Annotated in this window: 18 protein-coding genes; 6 read left to right on the top strand and 12 right to left on the bottom strand. The window is 74.2% G+C overall.

The window, feature by feature from the left end; translation table 11 throughout:
• Positions 1 to 217: 217 nt before the first annotated feature.
• The 3 genes from CLV72_RS14305 to CLV72_RS14295 all read left to right on the top strand — a co-directional run bounded on the left by CLV72_RS14305 (position 218) and on the right by CLV72_RS14295 (position 5,092).
• A complete protein-coding gene (locus tag CLV72_RS14305; RefSeq protein ID WP_425428074.1) occupies positions 218 to 1,807 on the top strand; it encodes an acyl-CoA carboxylase subunit beta in 1,590 nt (529 codons plus the stop codon).
• Between the two features lie 82 nt (positions 1,808 to 1,889).
• Positions 1,890 to 3,938, top strand: coding sequence for an ATP-binding protein (locus CLV72_RS14300; protein WP_245930198.1), 2,049 nt, complete (start codon positions 1,890 to 1,892; stop codon positions 3,936 to 3,938).
• Positions 3,935 to 5,092: an acyl-CoA dehydrogenase family protein gene (locus CLV72_RS14295; RefSeq protein ID WP_106245871.1), complete on the top strand. Its 1,158-nt coding sequence runs from the start codon at positions 3,935 to 3,937 to the stop codon at positions 5,090 to 5,092. Before CLV72_RS14300 ends, CLV72_RS14295 begins: the two co-directional genes overlap by 4 nt.
• A 560-nt stretch (positions 5,093 to 5,652) precedes the next feature.
• Here CLV72_RS14295 and CLV72_RS14290 read toward each other — a convergent pair.
• Together CLV72_RS14290 and CLV72_RS14285 are read right to left on the bottom strand one after the other, a co-directional pair.
• Positions 5,653 to 6,531, bottom strand: a complete 879-nt coding sequence (locus CLV72_RS14290) for an HNH endonuclease family protein (RefSeq protein ID WP_245930197.1) — start codon at positions 6,529 to 6,531, stop codon at positions 5,653 to 5,655.
• Between the two features lie 696 nt (positions 6,532 to 7,227).
• Positions 7,228 to 8,793: a DEAD/DEAH box helicase gene (locus CLV72_RS14285; RefSeq protein ID WP_106245869.1), complete on the bottom strand. Its 1,566-nt coding sequence runs from the start codon at positions 8,791 to 8,793 to the stop codon at positions 7,228 to 7,230.
• Between the two features lie 625 nt (positions 8,794 to 9,418).
• Between CLV72_RS14285 and CLV72_RS14280 the strand changes: the two genes are divergently transcribed.
• Positions 9,419 to 9,811 (top strand): PPOX class F420-dependent oxidoreductase, encoded by a 393-nt coding sequence (locus tag CLV72_RS14280; protein ID WP_245930194.1) that lies wholly within the window; start codon positions 9,419 to 9,421, stop codon positions 9,809 to 9,811.
• 53 nt (positions 9,812 to 9,864) lie between these two features.
• On the opposite strand, the gene CLV72_RS14275 is transcribed toward CLV72_RS14280, so the two are convergent.
• The 10 genes from CLV72_RS14275 to CLV72_RS14230 form a co-directional block, all read right to left on the bottom strand.
• Positions 9,865 to 10,731 (bottom strand): enoyl-CoA hydratase/isomerase family protein, encoded by an 867-nt coding sequence (locus tag CLV72_RS14275; RefSeq protein WP_106245865.1) that lies wholly within the window; start codon positions 10,729 to 10,731, stop codon positions 9,865 to 9,867.
• A 152-nt stretch (positions 10,732 to 10,883) separates the two neighbouring features.
• Positions 10,884 to 11,099 carry a helix-turn-helix domain-containing protein gene (locus CLV72_RS14270; RefSeq protein WP_106245862.1) on the bottom strand — a complete coding sequence of 72 codons (216 nt, stop codon included), beginning with the start codon at positions 11,097 to 11,099 and terminating at the stop codon, positions 10,884 to 10,886.
• Between the two features lie 416 nt (positions 11,100 to 11,515).
• The gene (locus tag CLV72_RS14265) at positions 11,516 to 13,114 is read right to left on the bottom strand and encodes an ABC-F family ATP-binding cassette domain-containing protein (RefSeq protein WP_106245860.1); all 1,599 of its coding nucleotides are present in this window, start codon (positions 13,112 to 13,114) and stop codon (positions 11,516 to 11,518) included.
• 253 nt (positions 13,115 to 13,367) lie between these two features.
• On the bottom strand, positions 13,368 to 13,745 hold the full coding sequence (locus CLV72_RS14260; protein ID WP_245930192.1) for a peptidoglycan-binding protein: 378 nt from the start codon (positions 13,743 to 13,745) through the stop codon (positions 13,368 to 13,370).
• A gap of 158 nt (positions 13,746 to 13,903) precedes the next feature.
• A complete protein-coding gene (locus tag CLV72_RS14255) occupies positions 13,904 to 14,551 on the bottom strand; it encodes a response regulator (protein ID WP_106245854.1) in 648 nt (215 codons plus the stop codon).
• Between the two features lie 3 nt (positions 14,552 to 14,554).
• A complete protein-coding gene (locus CLV72_RS14250; protein WP_106245852.1) occupies positions 14,555 to 15,739 on the bottom strand; it encodes a sensor histidine kinase in 1,185 nt (394 codons plus the stop codon).
• Positions 15,740 to 15,795: 56 nt separating this feature from the next.
• Positions 15,796 to 17,079 carry an AI-2E family transporter gene (locus CLV72_RS14245; RefSeq protein ID WP_106245849.1) on the bottom strand — a complete coding sequence of 428 codons (1,284 nt, stop codon included), beginning with the start codon at positions 17,077 to 17,079 and terminating at the stop codon, positions 15,796 to 15,798.
• Between the two features lie 146 nt (positions 17,080 to 17,225).
• The gene (locus CLV72_RS14240; RefSeq protein ID WP_106245846.1) at positions 17,226 to 17,435 is read right to left on the bottom strand and encodes a YbdD/YjiX family protein; all 210 of its coding nucleotides are present in this window, start codon (positions 17,433 to 17,435) and stop codon (positions 17,226 to 17,228) included.
• On the bottom strand, positions 17,432 to 19,615 hold the full coding sequence (locus tag CLV72_RS14235; protein WP_281262417.1) for a carbon starvation CstA family protein: 2,184 nt from the start codon (positions 19,613 to 19,615) through the stop codon (positions 17,432 to 17,434). The genes CLV72_RS14240 and CLV72_RS14235 overlap by 4 nt, the downstream gene beginning before the upstream one ends.
• A gap of 304 nt (positions 19,616 to 19,919) precedes the next feature.
• On the bottom strand, positions 19,920 to 20,327 hold the full coding sequence (locus CLV72_RS14230; protein WP_106245844.1) for a YccF domain-containing protein: 408 nt from the start codon (positions 20,325 to 20,327) through the stop codon (positions 19,920 to 19,922).
• Positions 20,328 to 20,520: 193 nt separating this feature from the next.
• Between CLV72_RS14230 and CLV72_RS14225 the strand changes: the two genes are divergently transcribed.
• A complete protein-coding gene (locus CLV72_RS14225; RefSeq protein WP_106245842.1) occupies positions 20,521 to 21,165 on the top strand; it encodes an MBL fold metallo-hydrolase in 645 nt (214 codons plus the stop codon).
• 357 nt (positions 21,166 to 21,522) lie between these two features.
• Complete coding sequence (locus tag CLV72_RS14220) at positions 21,523 to 21,888, top strand: WhiB family transcriptional regulator (RefSeq protein ID WP_425428069.1); 366 nt, start codon at positions 21,523 to 21,525, stop codon at positions 21,886 to 21,888.
• Positions 21,889 to 21,968: the final 80 nt, after the last annotated feature.

The raw sequence follows: 21,968 nt of genomic DNA, 5'->3' as shown, positions 1-21,968 counted from the left end.
GGGCCGCGGCCTCCCCCGGCCTTCCCCCGTCGCGCCGGCGGCGTGCCCTGAGAAGACCTACCCCCGCCCACCCTGGGGGCCTCCCCGACACCCATCATCTCGTACCGGGCGTGCGCCGGGCGAGGCGCAGCCGCCGATTGTGGACGACTCCGTCCGGGAAGGACCGCCTGTGGACGACGGACTTGACGGGATCGGCGCGGTGGACGCCGGCGAGCGGCTGGCCAGTGCGCTGGACACCTCCGGCGCCGAGTACGCCGCCCGGCGCGCCGCGCAGCTGGAGCGGATCGCGGCCCTCGAACGCGAGCAGGCCAAGGCTGTCGCGGGCGGCGGCCCCAAGTACACCGACCGGCACCGCGCCCGGGGCAGGCTGCTGCCGCGCGAGCGCATCGAACTGCTGGTCGACCCCGACTCCCCCTTCCTGGAGCTGTCCCCGCTGGCCGCCTGGGGCACCGAGTACCCGGTCGGCGCCAGCGCGGTCACCGGCATCGGCGTGGTCTCCGGCGTCGAGTGCGTCATCTGCGCCAACGACCCCACCGTGCGCGGCGGCGCCAGCAACCCGTGGACGCTGCGCAAACTGCTGCGCGCCGACGAGATCGCCCTGGCCAACCGGCTGCCGCTGATCAGCCTGGTGGAGTCCGGCGGCGCCGACCTGGCGGGCCAGAAGGAGGTCTTCATCCCGGGCGGCCGGCTCTTCCGCGACCTCACCCGGCTGTCGGCGGCCGGAATCCCCACCGTCGCGCTGGTCTTCGGCACCGCCACCGCGGGCGGCGCCTACGTGCCGGGGCTGAGCGACCACGTCGTCATGGTCGACGAGCGCGCCCGCGTCTTCCTCGGCGGCCCGCCGCTGGTCGCGATGGCGACGGGCGAGCGGGCCGACGAGGAGGCGCTGGGCGGCGCCGGGATGCATGCCCGCACCTCCGGACTGGCCGACCACCTCGCCGCCGACGAGTACGACGCCCTGCGGATCGGCCGGCGGATCGTCGCCTCCCTGAACCACCGCAAGGCCGGCCCCGGCCCCTCCCGCCCCGCGCGGGAGCCGCGCTACGACCCCGAGGAGCTGCTCGGCCTGATCCCCGAGGATCTGAAGGTCCCGTTCGACCCGCGCGAGGTGATCGCGCGCATCGCCGACGGCTCCGCCTTCGCCGAGTTCAAGCCGCTGTACGGCCCCAGCCTGGTCACCGGCTGGGCGCATCTGCACGGGTACCCGGTCGGCATCCTCGCCAACGCCCAGGGCGTGCTCTTCAGCGACGAGGCGCGCAAGGCGGCCCAGTTCATCCAGCTCGCCAACCGGTCCGCGACCCCGCTGCTGTTCCTGCAGAACACCACCGGCTACATGGTCGGCACCCGCTACGAGCAGGAGGGCATCATCAAGCACGGCGCCATGATGATCAACGCCGTCGCCAACAGCACCGTCCCGCACATCACCCTGGTCATGGGCGCCTCCTACGGCGCGGGCAACTACGGCATGTGCGGCCGCGCCTACGACCCCCGCTTCCTGTTCAGCTGGCCGGGCGCCAGATCGGCGGTGATGGGGCCGGCCCAGCTCGCCGGGGTGCTGTCCATCGTCGGACGGCAGGCGGCGGCCGCGCGCGGCCGCCCCTACGACGAGGAGGCCGACGCGGCCATGCGCGCCGCCGTCGAGGCCCAGGTGGAGGCGGAGTCCGACGCCTTCTTCCTGTCCGGGCGGCTCTACGACGACGGCGTGATCGACCCCAGGGACACCAGGACCGTGCTGGGCATGGCTCTGTCGGCCGTGCACGGCGCGCCTGTCGAGGGCGCCCAGGGCTTCGGCGTGTTCCGGATGTGAGCGCTGCCGCCCGGTGCGCCCGGGCGGCAGCGCGGCAAGGCACCGGCAGGCGGCCCAACGCGGCCGAGGAAGGACCACCCCCGTGACCATCGACCGGCTGCTCGTCGCCAACCGGGGCGAGATCGCCCGGCGGGTACTGCGCAGCGCCGCCGCCCTCGGCGTCCAGACCGTCGCGGTCTACGCCGACCCCGACGCCGGCGCCCCGCACGTCGCCGAGGCCGACCGGGCGGTGCGGCTGCCCGGCGGCGCCCCCGCCGACACCTACCTGCGCTCCGACGCGCTCGTCGCGGCCGCGCGGGCGTCGGGAGCCGACGCCGTGCACCCCGGCTACGGCTTCCTGTCCGAGAGCGCGGCCTTCGCCCGAGCCGTCGCCGAAGCGGGCCTCACCTGGGTGGGGCCGCCGCCGGAGGCGATCGCGGCGATGGCGGACAAACGCGCCGCCAAGAAGGCGATGCGCGATGCCGGCGTCCCCGTCCTGCCAGAACTGGACCCGGCCGCGGTCACGGAGGCCGACTTCCCGCTGCTGGTGAAAGCCGCGGCGGGCGGTGGCGGCCGCGGCATGCGGGCCGTGGCCGAACCCGCGGCGCTGCCCGCCGCGGTCGGCTCCGCGCGGCGCGAGGCGGAGTCGGCCTTCGGCGACGGATCGGTGTTCTGCGAACCCCTGCTGCGCCCGGCGCGCCACGTCGAGGTGCAGGTGCTCGCCGACGCGCACGGCACCGTGTGGACGCTCGGCGAGCGCGAGTGCTCGGCGCAGCGGCGGCACCAGAAGGTCGTGGAGGAGTCGCCCTCGCCCGCCGTCGGCCCCGCGCTGCGGGAGCGGCTGTGCGAGGCGGCGGTGCGGGCGGCCCGCGCCATCGGCTATGTCGGGGCGGGCACGGTGGAGTTCCTGCTCGGCGGCGACCCGGCCGACCCCGGCCTGTACTTCCTGGAGGTCAACACCCGGCTCCAGGTGGAGCACCCCGTCACCGAGGCGCGCTACCGGCTGGACCTGGTCGCCTGGCAGCTGCGGATCGCAGAGGGCGCCCGGCTGCCCGCGGAGCCGCCGCGGCCGCACGGGCACGCGGTGGAGGCGCGGCTGTACGCCGAGGACCCGGCGGCGGGCTGGCGTCCCGCGGCCGGGCCGCTGCACCGCTTCGAGGTGCCCGGCGCCGACGCCGGGTTCGCGGTCGCGCCCGCGGATTCGGGCACCGCCACGCTGCGGGTGGACGCGGGGGTGGTCAGCGGATCGGTGGTGCCGACGCACTACGACCCGATGCTGGCCAAGGTCGTCGCCTGGGCGCCGGACCGGCCCACGGCACTGCGCCGGCTGGCCGCGGCGCTGGCGGGCGCCCGCGTCCACGGCCCCGCCACCAACCGGGACGTGCTGGTGCGGCTGCTGCGCCACCCCGTGATGCGCGCGGGCGGCGTCGACACCGGATTCCTGGAGGGGCCCGAGCTGGCCGGGCTCAGCGCCCCGCTGGCCGACGGCGAGACGGTGCGGCTGGCCGCGCTGGCCGCAGCGCTGGCCGCGGCCGACCGGGAGCGGGCCGCGGCGGGGGCGCTGGGCACCCTGCCCGGCGGCTGGCGCAATGTGGTGTCGGCCCCGCAGTGCCGGGCCTTCGACGGCCCCACCGGGCGGATCGAGGTCCGATACCGGTCGACCCGGGACGGAACGGCCGCGGACGGGTATGGCGAGGTGCGACCGGCGGGCGTGGTCCGCACCGGCGCGGACGAGCACAGCGTGGTGCTGGAGTGCGCCGGGGTCAGGCAGACCTTCGCCGTGGCGCACCATGCCTCGCCCGGCGGCGGCACCGAGGTGTGGGTCGACACGGCGTCGGGCGCCGTCGCGCTGCGGCCGCTGCCGAGGCTGCCGGAGCCGGAGCCGGCGCGCGACCCGGGTTCGCTGCTGGCGCCGATGCCGGGCTCGGTGGCGCGGGTGCTGGTGTCCGTCGGTGAGGCGGTCGCGGCCGGGCAGCCGCTGCTGGTGCTGGAGGCGATGAAGATGGAGCACCCGGTGGCCGCCCCTGCGGCCGGGCGGGTGCGCGAGCTGTACGCCGGGCCGGGCGCGCAGGTGGGCGCGGGCGCCGTGCTGGCCGTGCTCGACGCGCCTGCCGCGGACGGGCCGGCGGGCTTCGAGGAGGGTGAGCGGTGAGCTTTGTCGAGTCGGAGGAACGCCGGGCGCTGCGGGAGTCCGTGGCGGCGCTGGGCGCCAAGTACGGCCATGAGTACTACGTGCGCAAGGCCAGGGCGGGTGAGGAGACCACCGAGCTGTGGGCCGGCGCCGGGGAGCTGGGTTTCCTGAGCGTGAACCTGCCGGAGCGCTACGGCGGTGGCGGCGGCGGGATCGGCGACCTCGCCGCGGTGCTGGAGGAGTTGGCGGCGGCGGGGTCGCCGCTGCTGATGCTGGTCGTCTCCCCCGCGATCTGCGGCTCCATCATCGCCAGGTTCGGCACCGAGGCGCAGCGGGAGTACTGGCTGCGTCGGTTCGCCGACGGCTCGGCGAAGATGGCCTTCGCGATCACCGAGCCCGACGCGGGCTCCAACGCGCACCGGCTCACCACGATCGGGCGCCGCGACGGCGGCGGATGGGTGCTCAACGGGCGCAAGGTCTTCATCTCGGCGGTGGAGGAGGCCGACGCGGTGATGGTGGTCGGCCGGACCGCCGACGCCGCCACCGGGCGGCTGCGGCCCTCGCTGTTCATCGTGCCGACCGACGCGCCCGGCTTCAGCCGGACCCCGATCGCGATGGAGATCGTCTCGCCCGAGCGGCAGTCGATGCTGTACTTCGACGATGTGCGGCTGCCCGGTGACGCGCTCGTCGGCGACGAGGACGCCGGGCTGCTCCAGCTGTTCACCGGGCTCAACCCTGAGCGGATCATGGCGGCCGCCTTCGCCACCGGCATCGCCAGGTACGCGCTGGACCGCGCGGTCGCCTACGCCAAGGACCGGCAGGTGTGGGACGTGCCGATCGGTGCGCACCAGGGGCTGGCGCACCCGCTGGCCCGTATCAAGATCGAACTGGAGCAGGCGCGGCTGATGAGCCAGAAGGCGGCCTGGCTCTACGACGCCGGCGACGACGCGGCCGCGGGCGAGGCGGCGAACATGGCGAAGTACGCCGCGGCCGAGGTGGCCGCCGCGGCCGTCGACCAGGCGGTGCAGACCCTGGGCGGCAACGGCCTGACCACCGAGTACGGCCTGGGCACCCTGGTCGGCGCGGTGCGCCTGTCGCGGATCGCCCCGGTGAGCAGGGAGATGATCCTCAACTACGTCGCCCAGCACAGCCTGGGACTCCCGCGCTCCTACTGACTCCGGTCCGCCTCCGCTCCGCCGGACGCGGCTCCTGTGGATAACGGCGGGCCTCCGACCGACTTGTCCACAGGCGCGGTCCCGCGGCTCGCGCACGGCGACCGAATGCGGCACTGTCGGTTCCGGCGGCGCGTTGCCGCCACGAACAGGCCCCGTAGGGGAGGACGGACTGCGCGCAAGTCCCCCGCCATGACCCAGGTGGCCTGGCGTCGTTAGGCCGTCGACCCGGTTCGACGGAGAGCTTCACGGGAGGCCCGGCCCCGCGCCGCGGGGTCGGAAAAGAACATGGATCGACGGCAGCGGCGCAGACAGCGGCAACGCGACCGTCCTCACCCGACCGAGCACAGGAGAGAGGTGATCGCCCCGGCGCCCCCGCCACGCCACCGCACACGCGCGCGGCCTTCCCGGCCACCGCCCGACCGGCCACCGCAGACCCGCGACCGAGAACCAGGCGCGGCACCCGCGGGAACCACACGGCCGGCCGGCACCGGCCCACCGGCCGCACCCCGCGCGTCCACCGGCCCGACACCGCACCATCCCGCGCCGCCCTCGCGGCCGGCTCACCCGCAGGTGTCGAGCATCCCGCCCAGCGCCGCACGGTCGCTAGGGCTGACCGGCAGGTCGTACTCGGCCGCCACCTCGACGTAGTCGATCGCGTACCTGCAGTGGTGCCCCTCATTGTCGGGCCGCCACTCGCCGGGGCCTGAATCGCCCTTGGACTGGTTGGCGGGGCCTGCGACGGCGGCCAGGTTGTCGGGGTCGTTGGCGAAGGCGCGGCGCTGCTCGTCGGTCCACTCGTGGGCGCCCATCCGCCAGGCGTAGGCCAGTGGGTAGATGTGGTCGATCTGGACCTCCTGCGGGCGCGAGCGGTCGAATTCGATCCGCTCGCCCGTGTAGGGGTCGTCGAGGACGCCGCTCTCGATCCGGCAGCCGTCGTCGCCGACGACTGTGTCGGCCAGGTCGCGGGCGAGGGTGTCATTGCGGCCGTCGCAGCCGTTGCCGTCGGGGTCCAGCCAGCCGCTGCCGAACTCGTCGCGGTCGTAGTCCGGCTCGTCGGACGGCTCCAGGGAGTCCAGGCCGGCCAGCAGCTCGCGTGCCGCATCACCGTCGTCCTGGCCCTCATCCTGCTGGGCACCGCCCTCGGACTCCGTGCCTTCGGAGTTCGTGCCTTCGGAGTTCGTGCCCTCGGACGGCTGGGCGCGCAGGGCGGCGAGGTCGCCGTCGTCGGCCCGGGCGGCCGCTTGGGCCGGGGCGGCACAGTCGGGCTGCCGGAGCAGCGTGCACAGTGCCGCGGTGGTGTGGGTGCCGACCCCGCCGAGGTTGGCGGCCCACAGGGCGGACATGAGGATGCCGGCGAGGACGATGAGCGATGCGTACTGGATGGCGCTGCCGCCAGCGTCGCGCGGTCGCGAGGTGCGCGCGACGTCCCGGTTGATCACGGTCAGGAGGCTAGGAGAACCGCCCCGGATCCGCTTGGGCCCGGAGACCCAATTACCCGGCGCAGCCGCGTCCGGCCGAAGAGGTGGAAGAATACGCGCTGGTCAGACGGGATGTGGTCGCATCCGTCGGCACGGCCGGTTACTCCGTGTCGCGGACCCATCCGGCTCCGGCACCGGGGCTGTGTGAACCCCGGTCGTCCGCGCGGTGTACGGAAGAGGCGTGGCTCGGCCGCCGAGAGCACCCGGGCGCCATGCCCGCCCGCGAAGGGCGGACGGGCCGCTGTGCGCTTGCGCGTCGCGGACGCCCGGCCCGGGCCCACGAGCGCGCTCCGCCCGGACCGGGGCTCACACCGCGGGCGCACAGCCGATGGTCCGCACAGTGCGGACGACTCCGCCCACTTCGGCACACATAGAAGGGGCCCATCCGGGCGGTCCTGCGCGCACCGCACGCGAGCTGCCGGTATCTTCCGCAGGGTTCGGCGACCTGGTGCGGTGCGGCCGGGCCCTTCACTCCGCCGGGCGCTCGGCCCGTGCCCGACACCCCGGCCACCCGGACGAGGAACCCGGTCCGCCGCGCTCCGTCGCCTGGCCGCCGCCGGACGATGCGTGAGGGCGGGACCGCCGTTCGGCGGTCCCGCCCTCGGTTCGGTTCGCACGGCCGTCAGGCCGTGCGGACCGCTTGGTCACCGCCTGCCGCTACGCGGCACTGCGCGGGCGGCCGCCGCCCTGGCCCGAGCGGGTGCGGTACGCGCCGCCGCCCTGGCCGCCGCGGCGCTCGCCTGCGCGGCCGTCCTGGCGCGGGTGGCCGCCGGGCTGGTCGCCGTAGCGGACGTGCGGGCGCTCGGAGCGGGTGCGGACCCCGCCCCGGTCGTCGGTGCGGGCCGGGCGGTCGCCGTACTCGCGGCGGGCGCCGCCCTCGGCGCCGTCGCGGCGGCCGCCACCGCGGCGGAAGCCGCCGCCTCCGGTGCGCGGGCCCCGACCGCCGGGGCGGCGGGCGCGGACCGGCTCGGGCGGCTCGACCCACGGGACGCCCGAGGGCTGCCGGGCACCAGTGACGCTGCCCAGCAGTTCGTCGCCCGGGTTGACCACGTGGGTCTGCGGGTCGATCCCGGCGGTGTCCAGCAGCTTGCGGGCCTCGCGCCGCTGGTTGGGCAGCACGATGGTGACCACGCTGCCGTTCTCGCCGGCGCGGGCGGTGCGCCCGCCCCGGTGCAGGTAGTCCTTGTGGCCGGCCGGCAGGTCGACGTTGAGGACCAGGTCGATGCCGGTGACGTGGATGCCGCGCGCGGCGACGTCGGTGGCGACCAGGACGTTCACCCGACCGTCCTTGAAGCGGGCGAGGGTCTTGGTCCTGGCCCCCTGGGTCTTGCCGCCGTGCAGGGCGGCCGCGGCCACGCCCGCCTTGTTCAGCTGCTCGGTGATGCGGTCGGCGCGGTGCTTGGTGCGCACGAACATCAGGGTGCGCCCCTCGCGGGCCCCGATCTCGGTGACGACCTGGCTCTTGTCGCGCGCGAGGACGCGCAGGACGTGGTGCTCCATGGTCGTGACCTGGGAGACCGGCGGGTCGACGGAGTGGGTGACCGGGGCGGTGAGGTACCGGCGCACCAGCTTGTCGACGTCGCCGTCGAGGGTGGCCGAGAACAGCATGGTCTGGCCGCCGACGCGGACGTCGTCGAGCAGCTGGGTGACCTGCGGCATGAAGCCCATGTCGCACATCTGGTCGGCCTCGTCCAGCACCGACAGCTCGACGTCGTTGAGCGAGCACACCCGGCGCTCGATCAGGTCGTGCAGCCGGCCCGGGGTGGCGACGAGGATGTCGACGCCGCGGCGCAGCTCGTTGATCTGCCGCTGCATGGAGGTGCCGCCGACGACGTCGCCGAGCCGCACGCCCAGGGTGTGGGCGTAGGGCTCCAGGTTGTCGCGCACCTGGTGCGCGAGCTCCCGGGTGGGGACGAGCACCAGGCCGGTGGGCCGCTGCGGCGCGGAGCGCCGCCCGGCGGCGCGCAGCAGCAGCGGCAGGCCGAAGGCGAGGGTCTTGCCCGAGCCGGTGCGGCCGCAGCCCAGGACGTCGCGCCCGGCCAACGCGTCGGGGATCGCCGCCGCCTGGATCGGGAACGGGCTCGTCACCCCGCGCCGCTCCAGGGCGGCGACCAGGTTGGCGGGCAGGCCCAGCGAACGGAAGTCCGGGGCGGCGGACTCGCCGGTGAGACCGGCGAGTTCGTGCGTGTCGGCCGGATCGGCGGACAGCACAGGGTGCGTCATGCGAAAAACCTTCCTCAGACATCTCGGCACGTTGTGCGGACACGCGAGGAAGCTGCGCAGGGCGCAGCGCGCGGAGGTAAGGCCGCCAGGCGATCGCAAGAACAACGAACCGTGGGTGGTGCGCGGGCGCCGCGCACATGCGATACGGCCTGGACGCGCCGGATGCGCGCTGTATGACATGGAGATCAAACGGCCGTTGACCATGACTTTACCCGACGGCGCGCAGCGGCCGCGCCAATTTCGCGATCACGGCCGCGCCACGCGGCCGCACCGCCCCGGATCGGCCGCGCGCCGGGGCCCTGGGCGAGCACCCCGGTCGGCGGGCGCGGCGCGGCAAAAGCCCGCACGCGTACCGCGCGGCCGGACGACACCGCCCGCCGCCTGGGCGGACGTGCCGGGTGCCGGCGCGGCCCGGCTCCGCCGCCCCGGCGCGGCCGCACTCCGGCCGGCCGTGCCGTGGTGGCGGCGCGGGTGATTCAACTCACCGGCGGGTGCGGAGGCCGCGCGGCGGACGGCGCGCACGAATGCGTCGAGAACAGCCGCGATGCGCGATGATCTGGAGAGCGCCGGCACGCGCGGCGCGTTGGGACATCGAAGCCAGCAATGCCATGAAAGGCGGTACCCGGTGCCGGTCAGCTTCGACGAGGGCGCGCGCAGGATCCTGGACGGGCGGAACTTCGCCACGGTCGCGACGCTGGGCCCCGACGGCGCCCCGCACACCTCGGTGGTCTGGGTGCTGCGCGAGGGCGACACCGTGCTGTTCTCCAGCAAGGCGGAGCGGCGCAAGGTGCGCAATCTGCTCCGCGACCCGCGCGTCGGCCTGTCGGTCTTCGACCTGGCCGACCCGTACCGGTCGGTGGACATCCGGGGCACCGCCGAGGTGCTCGACGACCCCGAGCGGACGCTGCCCGTCAAGGTGTCGCACAAGTACCTCGGCGAGGACCCCCCGCCCGAGGAGGGTGTGAGCCGGGTCATCGTGCGGGTGACGCCGCACCGGGTGACCGGCTTCACGGGCTGAGGCGCCCGGGTCGGGCGACGCGCGCCGCCCGGCCCGGGGTCCGCGCGGCCGGCTCAGGGCGCCGAGCCGCCGAAGACCTCGGCCATCCGGGCGGCCTGGGCGGCTCGCTCGGCGGCGAGCTGCCCGTCGAGGGTGTTGCCGGGCGCCTGCTGCAGCAGCGCCTTGGTGGCGGTGGCCGCGCCCCGGTCGACGGCGCACAGGGCGGCGGCGAGGTCGGCGACGGTGGCGTCGAGCTGGTCGCCGGGCACCACCAGCTCGGCCAGCCGCAGCCGCAGCGCCTCGTCGGCCGGCACGGTGCGCGCGGTCAGGCACATCTCGATGGCGCGGGCGAGTCCGACGGTGTCGACCAGCGGCTTGGTGCCGGTGAGGTCGGGCACGATGCCGAGCGCCGGCTCCTTCATGCACAGCCGGGCGTCGTCGGCGAGTACGCGCAGGTCGCAGCTGAGTGCGAGCTGGAAGCCCGCGCCGATGGCGTGGCCGTGCACGGCGGCGACCGAGACGATGTCGGGCCGGCGCAGCCAGCGGAAGCCCTCCTGGTAGGCGGCGATCGCGGCGGTCAGCTCCTCGGGGCGCCTGCTCAGCGCCAGGAGGTCGGGTTCGCCGTCGACGCCCTCGGGGCTGAACATCTGCACGTCGATGCCGGCGGAGAAGGAGCGGCCCGCGCCGCGCAGGACCACGACGCGGACGCCGGCCGGCAGGGTGCGCCCGATGCGGGCCAGGGCGAGCCAGGTGGAGGGCCGCATGGCGTTGTGGCGCTCGGGCCGGTCCAGGGTGATGGTGGCCAGCTCGCCGCCGGGTTCGATGTCGAATCGGAGCCCGGCGGCGTGCAGGTCGTCCACGGTGGGCGAATCCGGCGTGCCGGCGACGGATTCACCAGGGATGGGGACGGTTCGCCCCTGCGGGGCGTCGGCGGTGGCCATGCGTCACCTCTTCAGGGGGCGGGTGCGACGCTGGCATGCTACTACCGAGTAGGGGCGGTGTACCTGGGTGGTGCGGTTCGGTTCCCACGGTAGATGTCCAGGTGTGCGGGCTGGGCACCTACCGCGGGAAGGGGGTGGATGAGAGCCCTGTGCTAGCTCTTCACTTTCAAACGCGTCGCTCCGCCGCGCCCCCGCAGCGTCGCGCCTGACTCGGTCAGGATGCGGTGGACAAAGCCGTAGGAGCGTCCGGTCGATGCCGCCAGCGAACGGATGCTCTCGCCTGAGTCGTATCGCCGCTTCAGTTCGGCTGCGAGCTTGTCTCGCTCAGCCCCTGTGACGCGGGTGCCCTTCTTGAGGGTCTCGGCCACGAGTACCTCCGGTGAATTCTAGTGACCGCAGCGTTATCCCCCACGATGATCAGCCATGAAACCCATGCTGGCCACCCAGTCCGAGAGAAAAGATTCGGAGACTTGGGCGACTGCTTTTCTGCTATGCCCAATTGCCACCTTAAAGGGGCGCGCTCACGTGGGAATTCATCCGGAAATCTGGTTTCCGCGGCATATGCAGACGCGTCTGCACGTGCATTGTGGCCAGATGCGGCCCATTTCTGGATGCGCTTGCGAACCGGACGGAACCCGCCCGGGTGCGCTCGCAGGGCGCACGGAGCCGAGGTCGGGCACGCTGACGCCGCCCGGAGCGGCGGTCGCCGACCGCGCGGGCGCGCGGACTCAGCCGCGGGCGCGCGGCCCGGACGGCGGCAATGGATTCCCGGGAGTGGTGTTCGTCACGCAAGGGCGACGAGGTCGTGGAATTCCTCGCTCCACAGATCCTCGACGCCGTCCGGCAGCAGGATGACGCGCTCGGGATTGAGCGCCTCGACCGCCCCCTCGTCGTGGGTGACCAGCACGATGGCGCCCCGGTAATTGCGCAGCGCGCCCAGGATCTCCTCGCGGCTGGCGGGGTCGAGGTTGTTGGTGGGCTCGTCCAGCAGCAGCACGTTGGCGCTGGAGACCACCAGGGTGGCCAGCGCCAGCCGGGTCTTCTCACCGCCCGACAGCACGCCCGCGGGCTTCTCGACGTCGTCGCCGGTGAACAGGAACGAGCCCAGGGTGCGCCGCGCCTCCACCTCGGGCAGGTCGGGAGCGGCGCTGCGCATGTTCTCCAGCACGGTGCGCTCGGTGTCGAGTGTCTCGTGCTCCTGCGCGTAGTAGCCCAGCTTGAGGCCGTGGCCGGGCACGACCTCGCCGGTGTCGGGCCGCTCGATGCCGGCCAGCAGCCGCAGCAGGGTGGTCTTGCCCGCGCCGTTGAGGCCCAGGATGACCACCCGGCTGCCGCGGTCGATGGCGAGGTCGACGCCGGTGAAGATCTCCAGGGAGCCGTAGGACTTGCTCAGCCCCGAGCCGGACAGGGGGGTGCGGCCGCAGGGCGCGGGCTCGGGGAAGCGCAGCTTGGCGACGCGGTCGTTCACCCGCTGCTCGGCCAGCCCCGACAGCAGCCGCTCGGCGCGCCGCTCCATCTGCTGGGCCGCCTTGGCCTTGGTGGCCTTGGCGCGGAAGCGGTCGGCCTGGGAGCGCAGGGTGGCGGCCTGGCGCTCGGCGTTGTCGCGCTCGCGGCGGCGGCGCCGCTCGTCGGCCTCGCGCTGGGTGAGGTACGCCTGCCAGCCCATGTTGTAGACGTCGATGACGCAGCGGTTGGCGTCCAGGTTGAAGACCTTGTTCACCACGGAGTCGATCAGCTGGACGTCGTGGCTGATCACGATCAGCCCGCCCTGGTGGGTCTTGAGGTGGTCGCGCAGCCAGACGATGGAGTCGGCGTCGAGGTGGTTGGTGGGCTCGTCCAGCAGCAGGGTGTCGGCGCCGGAGAACAGGATGCGGGCCAGCTCCACCCGGCGCCGCTGCCCGCCGGACAGGGTGTGCAGCGGCTGGCCGAGGACGCGGTCGGGCAGGCCCAGGCTGGAGGAGATCGCCGCCGCCTCCGCCTCGGCGGAGTAGCCGCCCAGGATGTGCAGCCGCTCCTCCAGCCGGGCGTAGGCCCGCACGCCGCGGTCGCGCACGCGGTCGTCGTCGCTGGCCATGCGCTCCTCGGCCACCCGCATATCACGCAGCAGCTCGTCGATGCCGCGCGCGGACAGGATGCGGTCGCGCGCCAGTACGTCGAGGTCGCCGGTACGGGGGTCCTGCGGCAGGTAGCCGATGGAGCCGCTGCGGCTCACCGTGCCGCCCGCCGGCAGCGCCTCCCCCGCGAGCACCTTGGTGAGGGTGGTCTTGCCGGCGCCGTTGCGGCCGACCAGCCCGACCCGGTCGCCGGCGGCGACGCGGAAGCTCGTCGCCTCGATCAGCAGGCGCGAGCCGGCACGCAGTTCGACGTCGGTGGCGGTGATCATGGTGCTCCTGGGAGGGGGCGAGGCGGGGCGGACCGGGTCGGGCAGGCGGCGTCTGGCGCACGGGAGGCCGGTGGGCGGGCGCTCCTGGCCGGCGCGGGAGGGCGGAGAAGGCTCACCGCTGCGCGGGGGGCGCGATCAGATCAGCACGGTGCGGCGGTCACCCCGCCAGTGTAGCCGGGTGCGGCCGTGCGCCGCGCCGACTCCGCGGCGCCCGCCCGGTCCGCGAGAGCGGCGGGCCGTCCCGGCTCCGCGTTCAGCCGCGCGGCGCGAGTAGGCCGAGGGCGGCCAGCTCGCGGCGTTCGCGGGCGGCGCGGGTGAGCGCGGTCACGGTGCGCCCGCCGGCCACCCCGTCGGCGGGCAGCCCGGCGTCGCGCTGGAAGGCGGCCAGCGCGGCGGGCAGCCCGGCCGGGTGCTCGGCGGCGTCCAGGCGGCCCAGTTCGATGAGCAGCGCCCGCACCTCGGCCGGGTCGGCGGCGGGCAGCGCCGTCTCGGCGCCCTCGGCCGTGAACAGGGCCCGCGCGAGCGCGCCGAGCAGGTCCAGGGTCCGCCGGACGCGGCCGGGCGGGGCCGCCTCCCGCTCGGTCCGTGCCGCCTCCGCCGCCATCGCGGGTACCGCCGTGTGCGCCGCCATCGTCCTCACCCCCGGACCGGGCCGCCGTGCGCGGCCCGTCCCATCCAGGGTGCGCCGCGCGGACCCGGCGCGCGTCGGCCTCGGGGCTGGACCCGGCCTGCGACCAAAGTCGCAGCCCTGCCGGCGCGGCCGCGACGAAAGGGGGCTCGGCGGCGGCGTCACACCCGTTCGGCGTCGTGGGCGAGGATCGCGGCCTGCACCCGGTTCTGCAGGCCCAGCTTGGCCAGGATGCGGCTGACGTGGGCCTTGACGGTCGCCTCGCGCATCTGCAGCCGGGCGCCGACGTCGGCGTTGGACAGCCCCTGCGCGATCGCGGTGAGGACCGCGCGCTCCCGCTCGGTGAGCACGGCGAGCCTGGCCCTGGCGGCCTCGGCCCGCTCCCCTCCCGAGGCGGCGAAGCCGTCGAGCAGCCGCTTGGTCACGCTGGGCGCCAGCATCGCGTTGCCGGCCACCACGGTGCGCACGGCGCCGACCAGGTCGCGCGGCGGGGTGTCCTTGAGCAGGAAGCCCACGGCCCCGGCGCGCAGGGCGCGGTGGACGTACTCGTCCAGGTCGAAGGTGGTGAGCACGATGACGTGCGGGGCGCCGGGCCGCCCGGCGAGCCGGCGGGTGGCGGTGAGTCCGTCGGTCCCGGGCATCCGGATGTCCATCAGCACCACGTCGGGCCGCAGGGCGTCGACCTGGCCGAGGGCGGTGCCGCCGTCGCCGGCCTCCCCCACCACCTCGATGTCGTCGGCGCTGTCGAGGATCATCCTGAGGCCGGAGCGGACCAGCTGCTCGTCGTCGACCAGCAGTACCCGGATCATGTGTCATCCCTCGGAGTCGTGCTCGGGCAGGTTCAGCGGCAGTTCGGCGGTGAGCCGCCAGCCGGCTCCGCCGGGTTCGGGTCCGGCGCTCAGGGCGCCGCCGATCAGGGCGGCCCGCTCGCGCAGCCCCACCAGGCCGTGGCCGCCACTAGGCAGCGGCGGCGCGGTGCGGGGTCCGGGCGGCCCGTTGGCGACGGTCACCGCGACCGCGCCGGCCCGGTAGGCGACCGTGACGCGCACGGCCGCGCCGGGCGCGTGCTTGGCGGCGTTGGTCAGCCCTTCCTGCACCACCCGGTAGGCGGTGCGCTCCACCGCGTCGGCCGCCGCCCCGGGCTCGCCCCGGACCTCGTAGGCGACGTCGACGCCGGCCTGGCGGGAGGCCTCGACCAGTCGGGCGACGTCGGCGATGGTGGGCTGCGGCGCCAGCGGGGGCCCGTCGGCGTCGGCGCGCAGCACCCCGAGGATGTGGCGCAGCTCGGTCAGCGCCTCCCGGCCGGTGGTGCGGATCAGCGCCGCGGTCTCGGCGGTGCGGCCGTCGGGGGCGGAGACCTCCAGGCCGCCCGCGTGCAGCACCATCAGGCTGACGCGGTGCGCGACGACGTCGTGCATCTCGCGGGCGATGCGGGTGCGCTCGCTGACGATGGCGCGCTCGGCCTGGAGGTGCTGCTCGCGCTCCAGCCGCTCGGCGCGCTCGCGCAGGTTGTCCACCAGCTGGCGGCGGGTGCCGATCCACAGCCCCAGCAGCACCGGGCTGAGCACGAACATGACCAGGCGGATGACGAGGGCGGCGGGCGTGTTGGCCACGTACCAGGCGTCGACGCTGACGGCGGCGATCCCGGCCACCGCGGTCAGCACGGCGAGGGTGGCCCGGTCGGGGCGCCAGGCCGGGTAGGTGTACAGCGCGAACATCACCGCGGGCACGTTGGCGGTGGTGACGGCGGCCAGCATCGCGACGGCGAAGAAGACCACCGGGTGCGAGCGGCGGAAGTAGGCGGCGACCGACAGGCCGGTCACCAGGGGTACCGACAGCAGCAGGGTCACCGGCAGCCCGCCGCCGAAGGCGGTCACCGCCAGGCCGAGGCTGGGCGGCCACGCGACGACGGCGATGGCCAGGTCGACGACCGTGTGGCGGCGCAGCCACCACCAGCGGACCCAGCGCACGACGCGGTACCGGTCTGCTCCCTCCACGGCGTCACAGCCTAGGTCGGCCGGGGCCGCCGCACGTCATCCGCTGGTACCCGGGCTCACCAGTCCCGCCTACGACTTTCGTCGCCGCGGGTGCTCCCCCCTGCGGCGGAGGGCGCGCCCGCGCCCTCGGAGCCGGCGCGCGGGCCGGGGCCCGGCGGCGGACCGGGCTCGCCGTCGACCTTCTCGGCGGACGGCGGCTCGCCGGGCACCGCCTCCTCGGCCGGTTCGGGCAGCGGCGCCGGGGTGGCGACGGGGTCGTCGCCGTCGGAGCTGAACGGGCGGCTGTGCAGCAGCGCGACCACGACCGCGGACACGGGGGCGGCCAGGAAGGCGCCGAGGATGCCGCCGATGACGGTGCCGCCCGCGATGGCGAGCAGCACCACCACCGAGGGCAGGTCGAGGGCGCGCCCGTACACGCGGGGGGCGAGCAGGTGGCCTTCGAGCTGCTGGACCAGGACCGCCGCGGCGATGACGGCCAGCGCGATGAGCCAGTCGTGCGCGACGAAGGCGACCAGCGCGGCCAGCAGGCCGGACAGGAAGGCGCCGACGATGGGCAGGAAGGCGCCGATGAAGGTCAGGACGGCCAGCGGCAGCGCGAGCGGCACACCGAGCAGCACCAGGCAGATGCCGAAGACGACGCTGTTGAACAGGCCGACGATGGCGATGCCGCGCACGTAGCGCGCCGACACCTCCCAGGTGAGCCGGCCGGCCCGCCGGATCGGGCCCTGGCCGACCCGCGGGAACAGCTCCAGCACCCAGGCGAACAGGCGGTCGCCGCCGTGCAGGAAGTACACGACCAGCACCAGGGTGAGGATGAGGCCGACGACGATCTCGCCGACCACCACGGCGCTCTGCAGCGCGCCGGTGGCGATGCGCTCGGCGTTCTGGCTCAGCTCCGTCTGCGCCTGGCCGATGAGCGCGGACAGGGTGGCGTCGTCCAGGCCGAGGGTGCCGAGCAGGGTCTCGATCTCGGTGATGGCCTCGCCGACGCTGGCGCCCAGCTCGTCGAAGCCGTCGACGGTGGGCGGCACCAGCGCCCACACCACACCGGTGGCGAGCACGATGGCGCCGACGCTGACGATCGTGGTGGCGACGGCGCGTCGCCACTGCTCGGGCACCCAGGGCAGGCCGGAGCGGCGCAGCCACAGGGCGGGCGGCATCAGGATGGCGGTGATGAAGGTGGCGAGGATGACCGGGATCACCACGACCCGCAGGTAGTTCAGGGCGAGCAGCAGCAGGGCCGCCGCCGCCAGCAGGACCAGCAGCCGCCAGGCGGCGTCGCTGGCCCTGCGCAGCAGCGGCGCCTCGCGGCGGCCCGTGCGCGGATCGGTCGTCGCCATGGTGGGGGCACCCCCTCGCCCGTCGGGCGCGCCCCCGCGGCGCGCCCGGGTCTCCATGATGGCGCACGGTGCCGCCGCCGCGCCGGAACGGACCCGCCGCCGCGCACCTGAGTTGCCCCGTAGGGGTCGGCTCAGGGGCGGCGGCCTCAGCAGCAGCGCTCGCCGGGGCGGGCGTCGCGGGCGTCGGTGTGCCGGCGCCAGAACTCGCGCTCGCCCATGGGCGGGGTGCCCGGGTGGTGCTCGGCGTGGTGCTCCAGGTAGATCTCGTAGGCGCGTTCGCCCGCGATCTCGCGGGTGATCCGCCAGGCCGCGCGCAGGGTCGCGCGCAGCCTGGCGGCGAGGGGGCGGGTGCTCACGCTCCGGCCGTCTCCTTCTCCCGCTCGGCGCGTTCGGCGCGCTCCTCGCGGGTGGGGATGAGCCCGGCAGGCGCCCACAGCTTCGAGGGCTCGAAGGGGTGCTCGGCGCTGGGCAGCGGCTCGCGGACGCGCAGCGCCTTGATCCACACCCGGACGGCGTCGGCCAGGATGATGATGATCAGCACGGCGAAGAGCACGGACAGGATTCCGTCGACGGTGGTGTTCACCACCACCTGGCGCATCGCGTCGACGTCGCCGGCCGGGCCGAGGCTGGTCTCGCCCGCGGCCAGCGCCTCGACGTACTGCTGCCGCTGGGCGAAGAAGCCGATGGTGGGGTCGGGCGAGAAGACCTTCTGCCAGCTGGCGGTGAGGGTGACCACCGCGTCCCAGGCCAGCGGTACCAGGGTGACCCAGGCGTACTTGGCCCGCCCCGACTTGATCAGCAGCGTGGTGCAGACCGCGAGGGCGACGGCGGCCAGCAGCTGGTTGGCGATGCCGAACAGCGGGAACAGCTGGTTGATGCCGCCCAGCGGGTCGTTCACCCCCGCCCACAGGAAGTAGCCCCAGGCGGCCACGATGAGCGCGCTGGTCATCCACAGGCCGGGCTTCCAGCTGACGTCCTTCATCGGCTTCCAGAAGTTGCCGACGGTGTCCTGGATCATGAACCGGCCGACGCGGGTGCCGGCGTCGACGGTGGTGAGGATGAACAGGGCCTCGAACATGACCGCGAAGTGGTACCAGAAGGCCATCGCGGCAGGCCCGCCGAACAGGGCCGAGAAGATCTCGGCGGCGCCCAGCGCGAAGGTCGGCGCGCCGCCGGTGCGGCCGGTGATCGTCGACTCCTCGATGGAGGCGGCGGTGGCGGCCAGGGTCTCCGGGCTGACCTGGAAGCCGATGCCCGCCACGGCGGCCGACGCGCTCTGCAGCGTGTCGCCGAGCATGGTGGCCGGCATGTTCATCGCGAAGTACACGCCGGGGTCCAGGATGCACGCGGTGATCAGCGCCATCACCGCGACGAAGGACTCGGTGAGCATCGAGCCGTAGCCGATCACCCGGATCTGCGGCTCCTTCTCGATCAGCTTCGGGGTGGTGCCCGAGGAGATCAGGGCGTGGAAGCCCGACAGGGCGCCGCAGGCGATGGTGATGAACACGAAGGGGAACAGCGAGCCGGCGAAGACCGGTCCCTCGCCGTTGAAGGCGAAGGCGGTGAAGTCGGGCAGCTGCAGCGCCGGGTTGGCGACGACGATGGAGACCGCCAGCAGCACCACCACGCCGATCTTCATGAAGGTCGACAGGTAGTCGCGCGGGGCGAGCAGCATCCACACCGGCAGCACCGAGGCGACGAAGCCGTAGATGACGAGGGCGAGGGTGAGCTGGTTGGGGCTGAGCAGGAAGGCGTCGCCCAGCGGCGACTCCGCCACCCAGCCGCCGCCGGCGATCGCGGCCAGCAGCAGCACCACGCCGATGAGGGAGACCTCGACCACCCGCCCGGGGCGCAGGTAGCGCAGGTAGAAGCCCATGAACAGCGCGATGGGGATGGTCATCGCGATGGAGAAGGTGCCCCACGGGGAGTCGGCGAGCGCGTTGACGACGACCATCGCCAGCACCGCCAGCAGGATGACCATGATGGCCAGCACCGCGATCAGCGCCGCGATGCCGCCCACCGGGCCGATCTCCTCGCGCGCCATCTGGCCGAGGCTCTTGCCGTTGCGGCGCATCGAGAAGAACAGCACGACCATGTCCTGCACGGCGCCCGCGAAGATGACGCCGATGATGATCCACAAGGTGCCGGGGAGGTAGCCCATCTGCGCGGCGAGCACCGGGCCGACCAGCGGCCCGGCGCCGGCGATCGCGGCGAAGTGGTGCCCGAACAGCACCCGGCGGTCGGTGGGGTGGAAGTCGGTGCCGTTGTTGAGCCGTTCGGCGGGGGTGGCGCGGCGGGCGTCGACCCGCAGGACGCGGTAGGCGATGAAGCGGCTGTAGAAGCGGTACCCGATGGCGTACGAGGCGAGCGCGGCGAAGATCAGCCAGGCGGCCGAGATCTCCTCGCCGCGCGACAGCGCCAGCACGCCCCAGGCGACCGCGCCGATGACGGCGACGGCCGTCCAGATGAGGATCTGCCCGATGTTCAACCTGCGCCGCGGTGTGGCCGTGTCGGCACTGTCGGTCTGGGACGACACCGTTCCCTCACTCTCTGGGCATCGGCGCCGCGTCCTGGCGCGGCGCAGGCGCGGACGATGACTCCGCGCCATGCGAAGCATGCTTACCGTGCGTACCTTCCGCCGCCAAGGGGTGGTAACCGCAATCAGCGATACGAATTGGAAACAATCTCGGCTGAATGGCGGGAAATGACGTCGGCGCCTGTTACGCGAACGCCGCCCGGCGACACAAACCGGAAAAGTGGCGGGCGGCCGGGCCCGGACGGCGAACGGCCGCGCCGGTGCGCGGTGCGCACGGGCGCGGCCGTTGCGGTGCCGCGGCGCGTCAGGGGCGCCAGGCCTCCCCGGGGTCGTCGCTGTCGACGATCTCGTTGCCCAGCGGCGCGATGGCGACGGGGATCAGCTTGAGGTTGGCCCAGGCCATCGGGATGCCGACGATGGTCACGGCCAGGCCGACGGCCGAGGCGATGTGCCCCAGCACCAGCCACCAGCCGGCGAAGATGATCCACACCACGTTGCCGATGGTGCTCATCGCGCCGGCCTCGCGGCGCCGGACCAGCTTGCGGCCGAAGGGCCACAGCGCGTAGTTGGCCATCCGGAAGGAGGCGATGCCCCAGGGGATGGTGACGATCAGGATGCAGCAGATCAGGCCGGCCAGCGCGTAGCCGAGGGCCAGCCACAGCCCGGCGACGAAGAGCCAGATGACGTTCAGGATGAGACGGATCAGCCCCACGGCGGTTCGGTCCTCACTGTCGATGCTGTCGGTGCTCGCCGCTGGCGCGGCGCCCGTTCGCGGACGGTCACCAGTCTGACGCGTCCGGCGGCGCCGGGGTGCCCGGATGTGCCCGCTCTCACGTGCCGCCCGGCGCCGCGATCGCCCACCGGCCCGGCGTTTCCGGCGCGGACGATCGGGAATCGGCGTGTCCATGCGACTGACGAAACAGGGCCATGCGAGCGTGCGCCTGGCCGGGAACGGAACCACGCTGGTGATCGACCCGGGGGTCTTCAGCGAGCCGGACGCCGCGGTCGGGGCGGACGCCGTGCTCGTCACCCATGAGCACCCCGACCACTTCGACCTGGAGCGGCTGCGCGCGGCGGCCGACGCCAGGCCGGGGCTGCGCGTGTACACCCACGCGGGCATCGCCGCGCGGCTGGACGAGCTGGCGGAGCGGGGTGTGGAGGTGCACGCCGTCGCGCACGGCGACGCCTTCGAGGTGGGCGGCTTCAGCGTGCGGGTGCACGGCGAGCGGCACGCGGTGATCCACCCCGACCTGCCGGAGCTCGCGAACGTCGGCTTCCTGGTCGACGGCGCGGTCTTCCACCCCGGCGACGCGCTGACGGTCCCCCAGGCTCGGGTGGAGACGCTGCTGCTGCCGCTGAACGCCCCGTGGCTCAAGAGCGGCGAGATGATCGACTACGCCCGCGCGGTGGCCCCCAAGCGCGCGATCGCGATCCACGACGCGCTGCTCGGCGAGCGCGGCCTGGAGGTCTACGGCCGCCATCTGGAGCTGGCCGGACGTGACTTCGGCGACTTCCAGCGGCTGCCGCCCGGTGCGGAGCTGGAGCTCTAGGGCGCCCCTGGCCCGCGAAGCGGTGGACCATACCACGTCACACTTGACTCCGCCGTCGATACAACGCAAACTCAATGAGGAAGGTGGCCCAGACCGCCCGGCACTCCGCACCCCGACGCTCCGGCGGCACTGCCAGATAACGGTTGGGCGAGAAATTGTCACCTCCCCGTACACAAGCGGGGATGGAAGTGGCATGATTGCGTATCGGTTCGCGGGAACGGCCTTCGTCGCCTCCGCGGCCTCTGCGTGAGCGCACCGCCTCTCCAGCGGTCGGCGCCCCGGCGGCTCCAACCCGGAAGACACGGAAACAACTGTGGCCTCCGTGTGGTTAGGGCCATGCGGGCTCGTTCACGCTGAATGACCTTTACGCAGGACCCAGCTGTCGTTCAGCTTACTAGTGATTCCAGTAAGGATGGTTCAACCATGTCTCAGGTACGTCGGCAGGCCGCGCTTCGCCCTCGCCCAAGCTGGGGCTGGCAGGACGCCGCGGCGTGCCGGGGCGAGGACCTCGTGCTCTTCTTCGGCCCTGACGGCGAACGCCAGCCCGAGCGCGAGATCCGCGAGCGCAAGGCCAAGGAGATCTGCGCTCAGTGTCCCGTTCGCACAGAATGCCTCGACTACGCGATTTCCCGACCCGAGAAGTACGGCACCTGGGGTGCCATGAACGAGGACGAGCGCGCCTCGGAGCGCCGGCGCCGCATGCGCCGCGCCAACGCCGCCTGATATGGCGGCGGCGCTGTCGCGTTCGCTCCCCCCACGACCCCGGCCCCCTTCGGGGGCTGGCACCGCTTCCACACCCTCGC

The organism is Allonocardiopsis opalescens (genome assembly GCF_003002095.1).
Taxonomy (GTDB): Bacteria; Actinomycetota; Actinomycetes; order Streptosporangiales; family Streptosporangiaceae; genus Allonocardiopsis; species Allonocardiopsis opalescens.
Note: the sequence above shows the minus strand (reverse complement) of the source record. Positions and strands in the feature narration are given on the sequence as shown.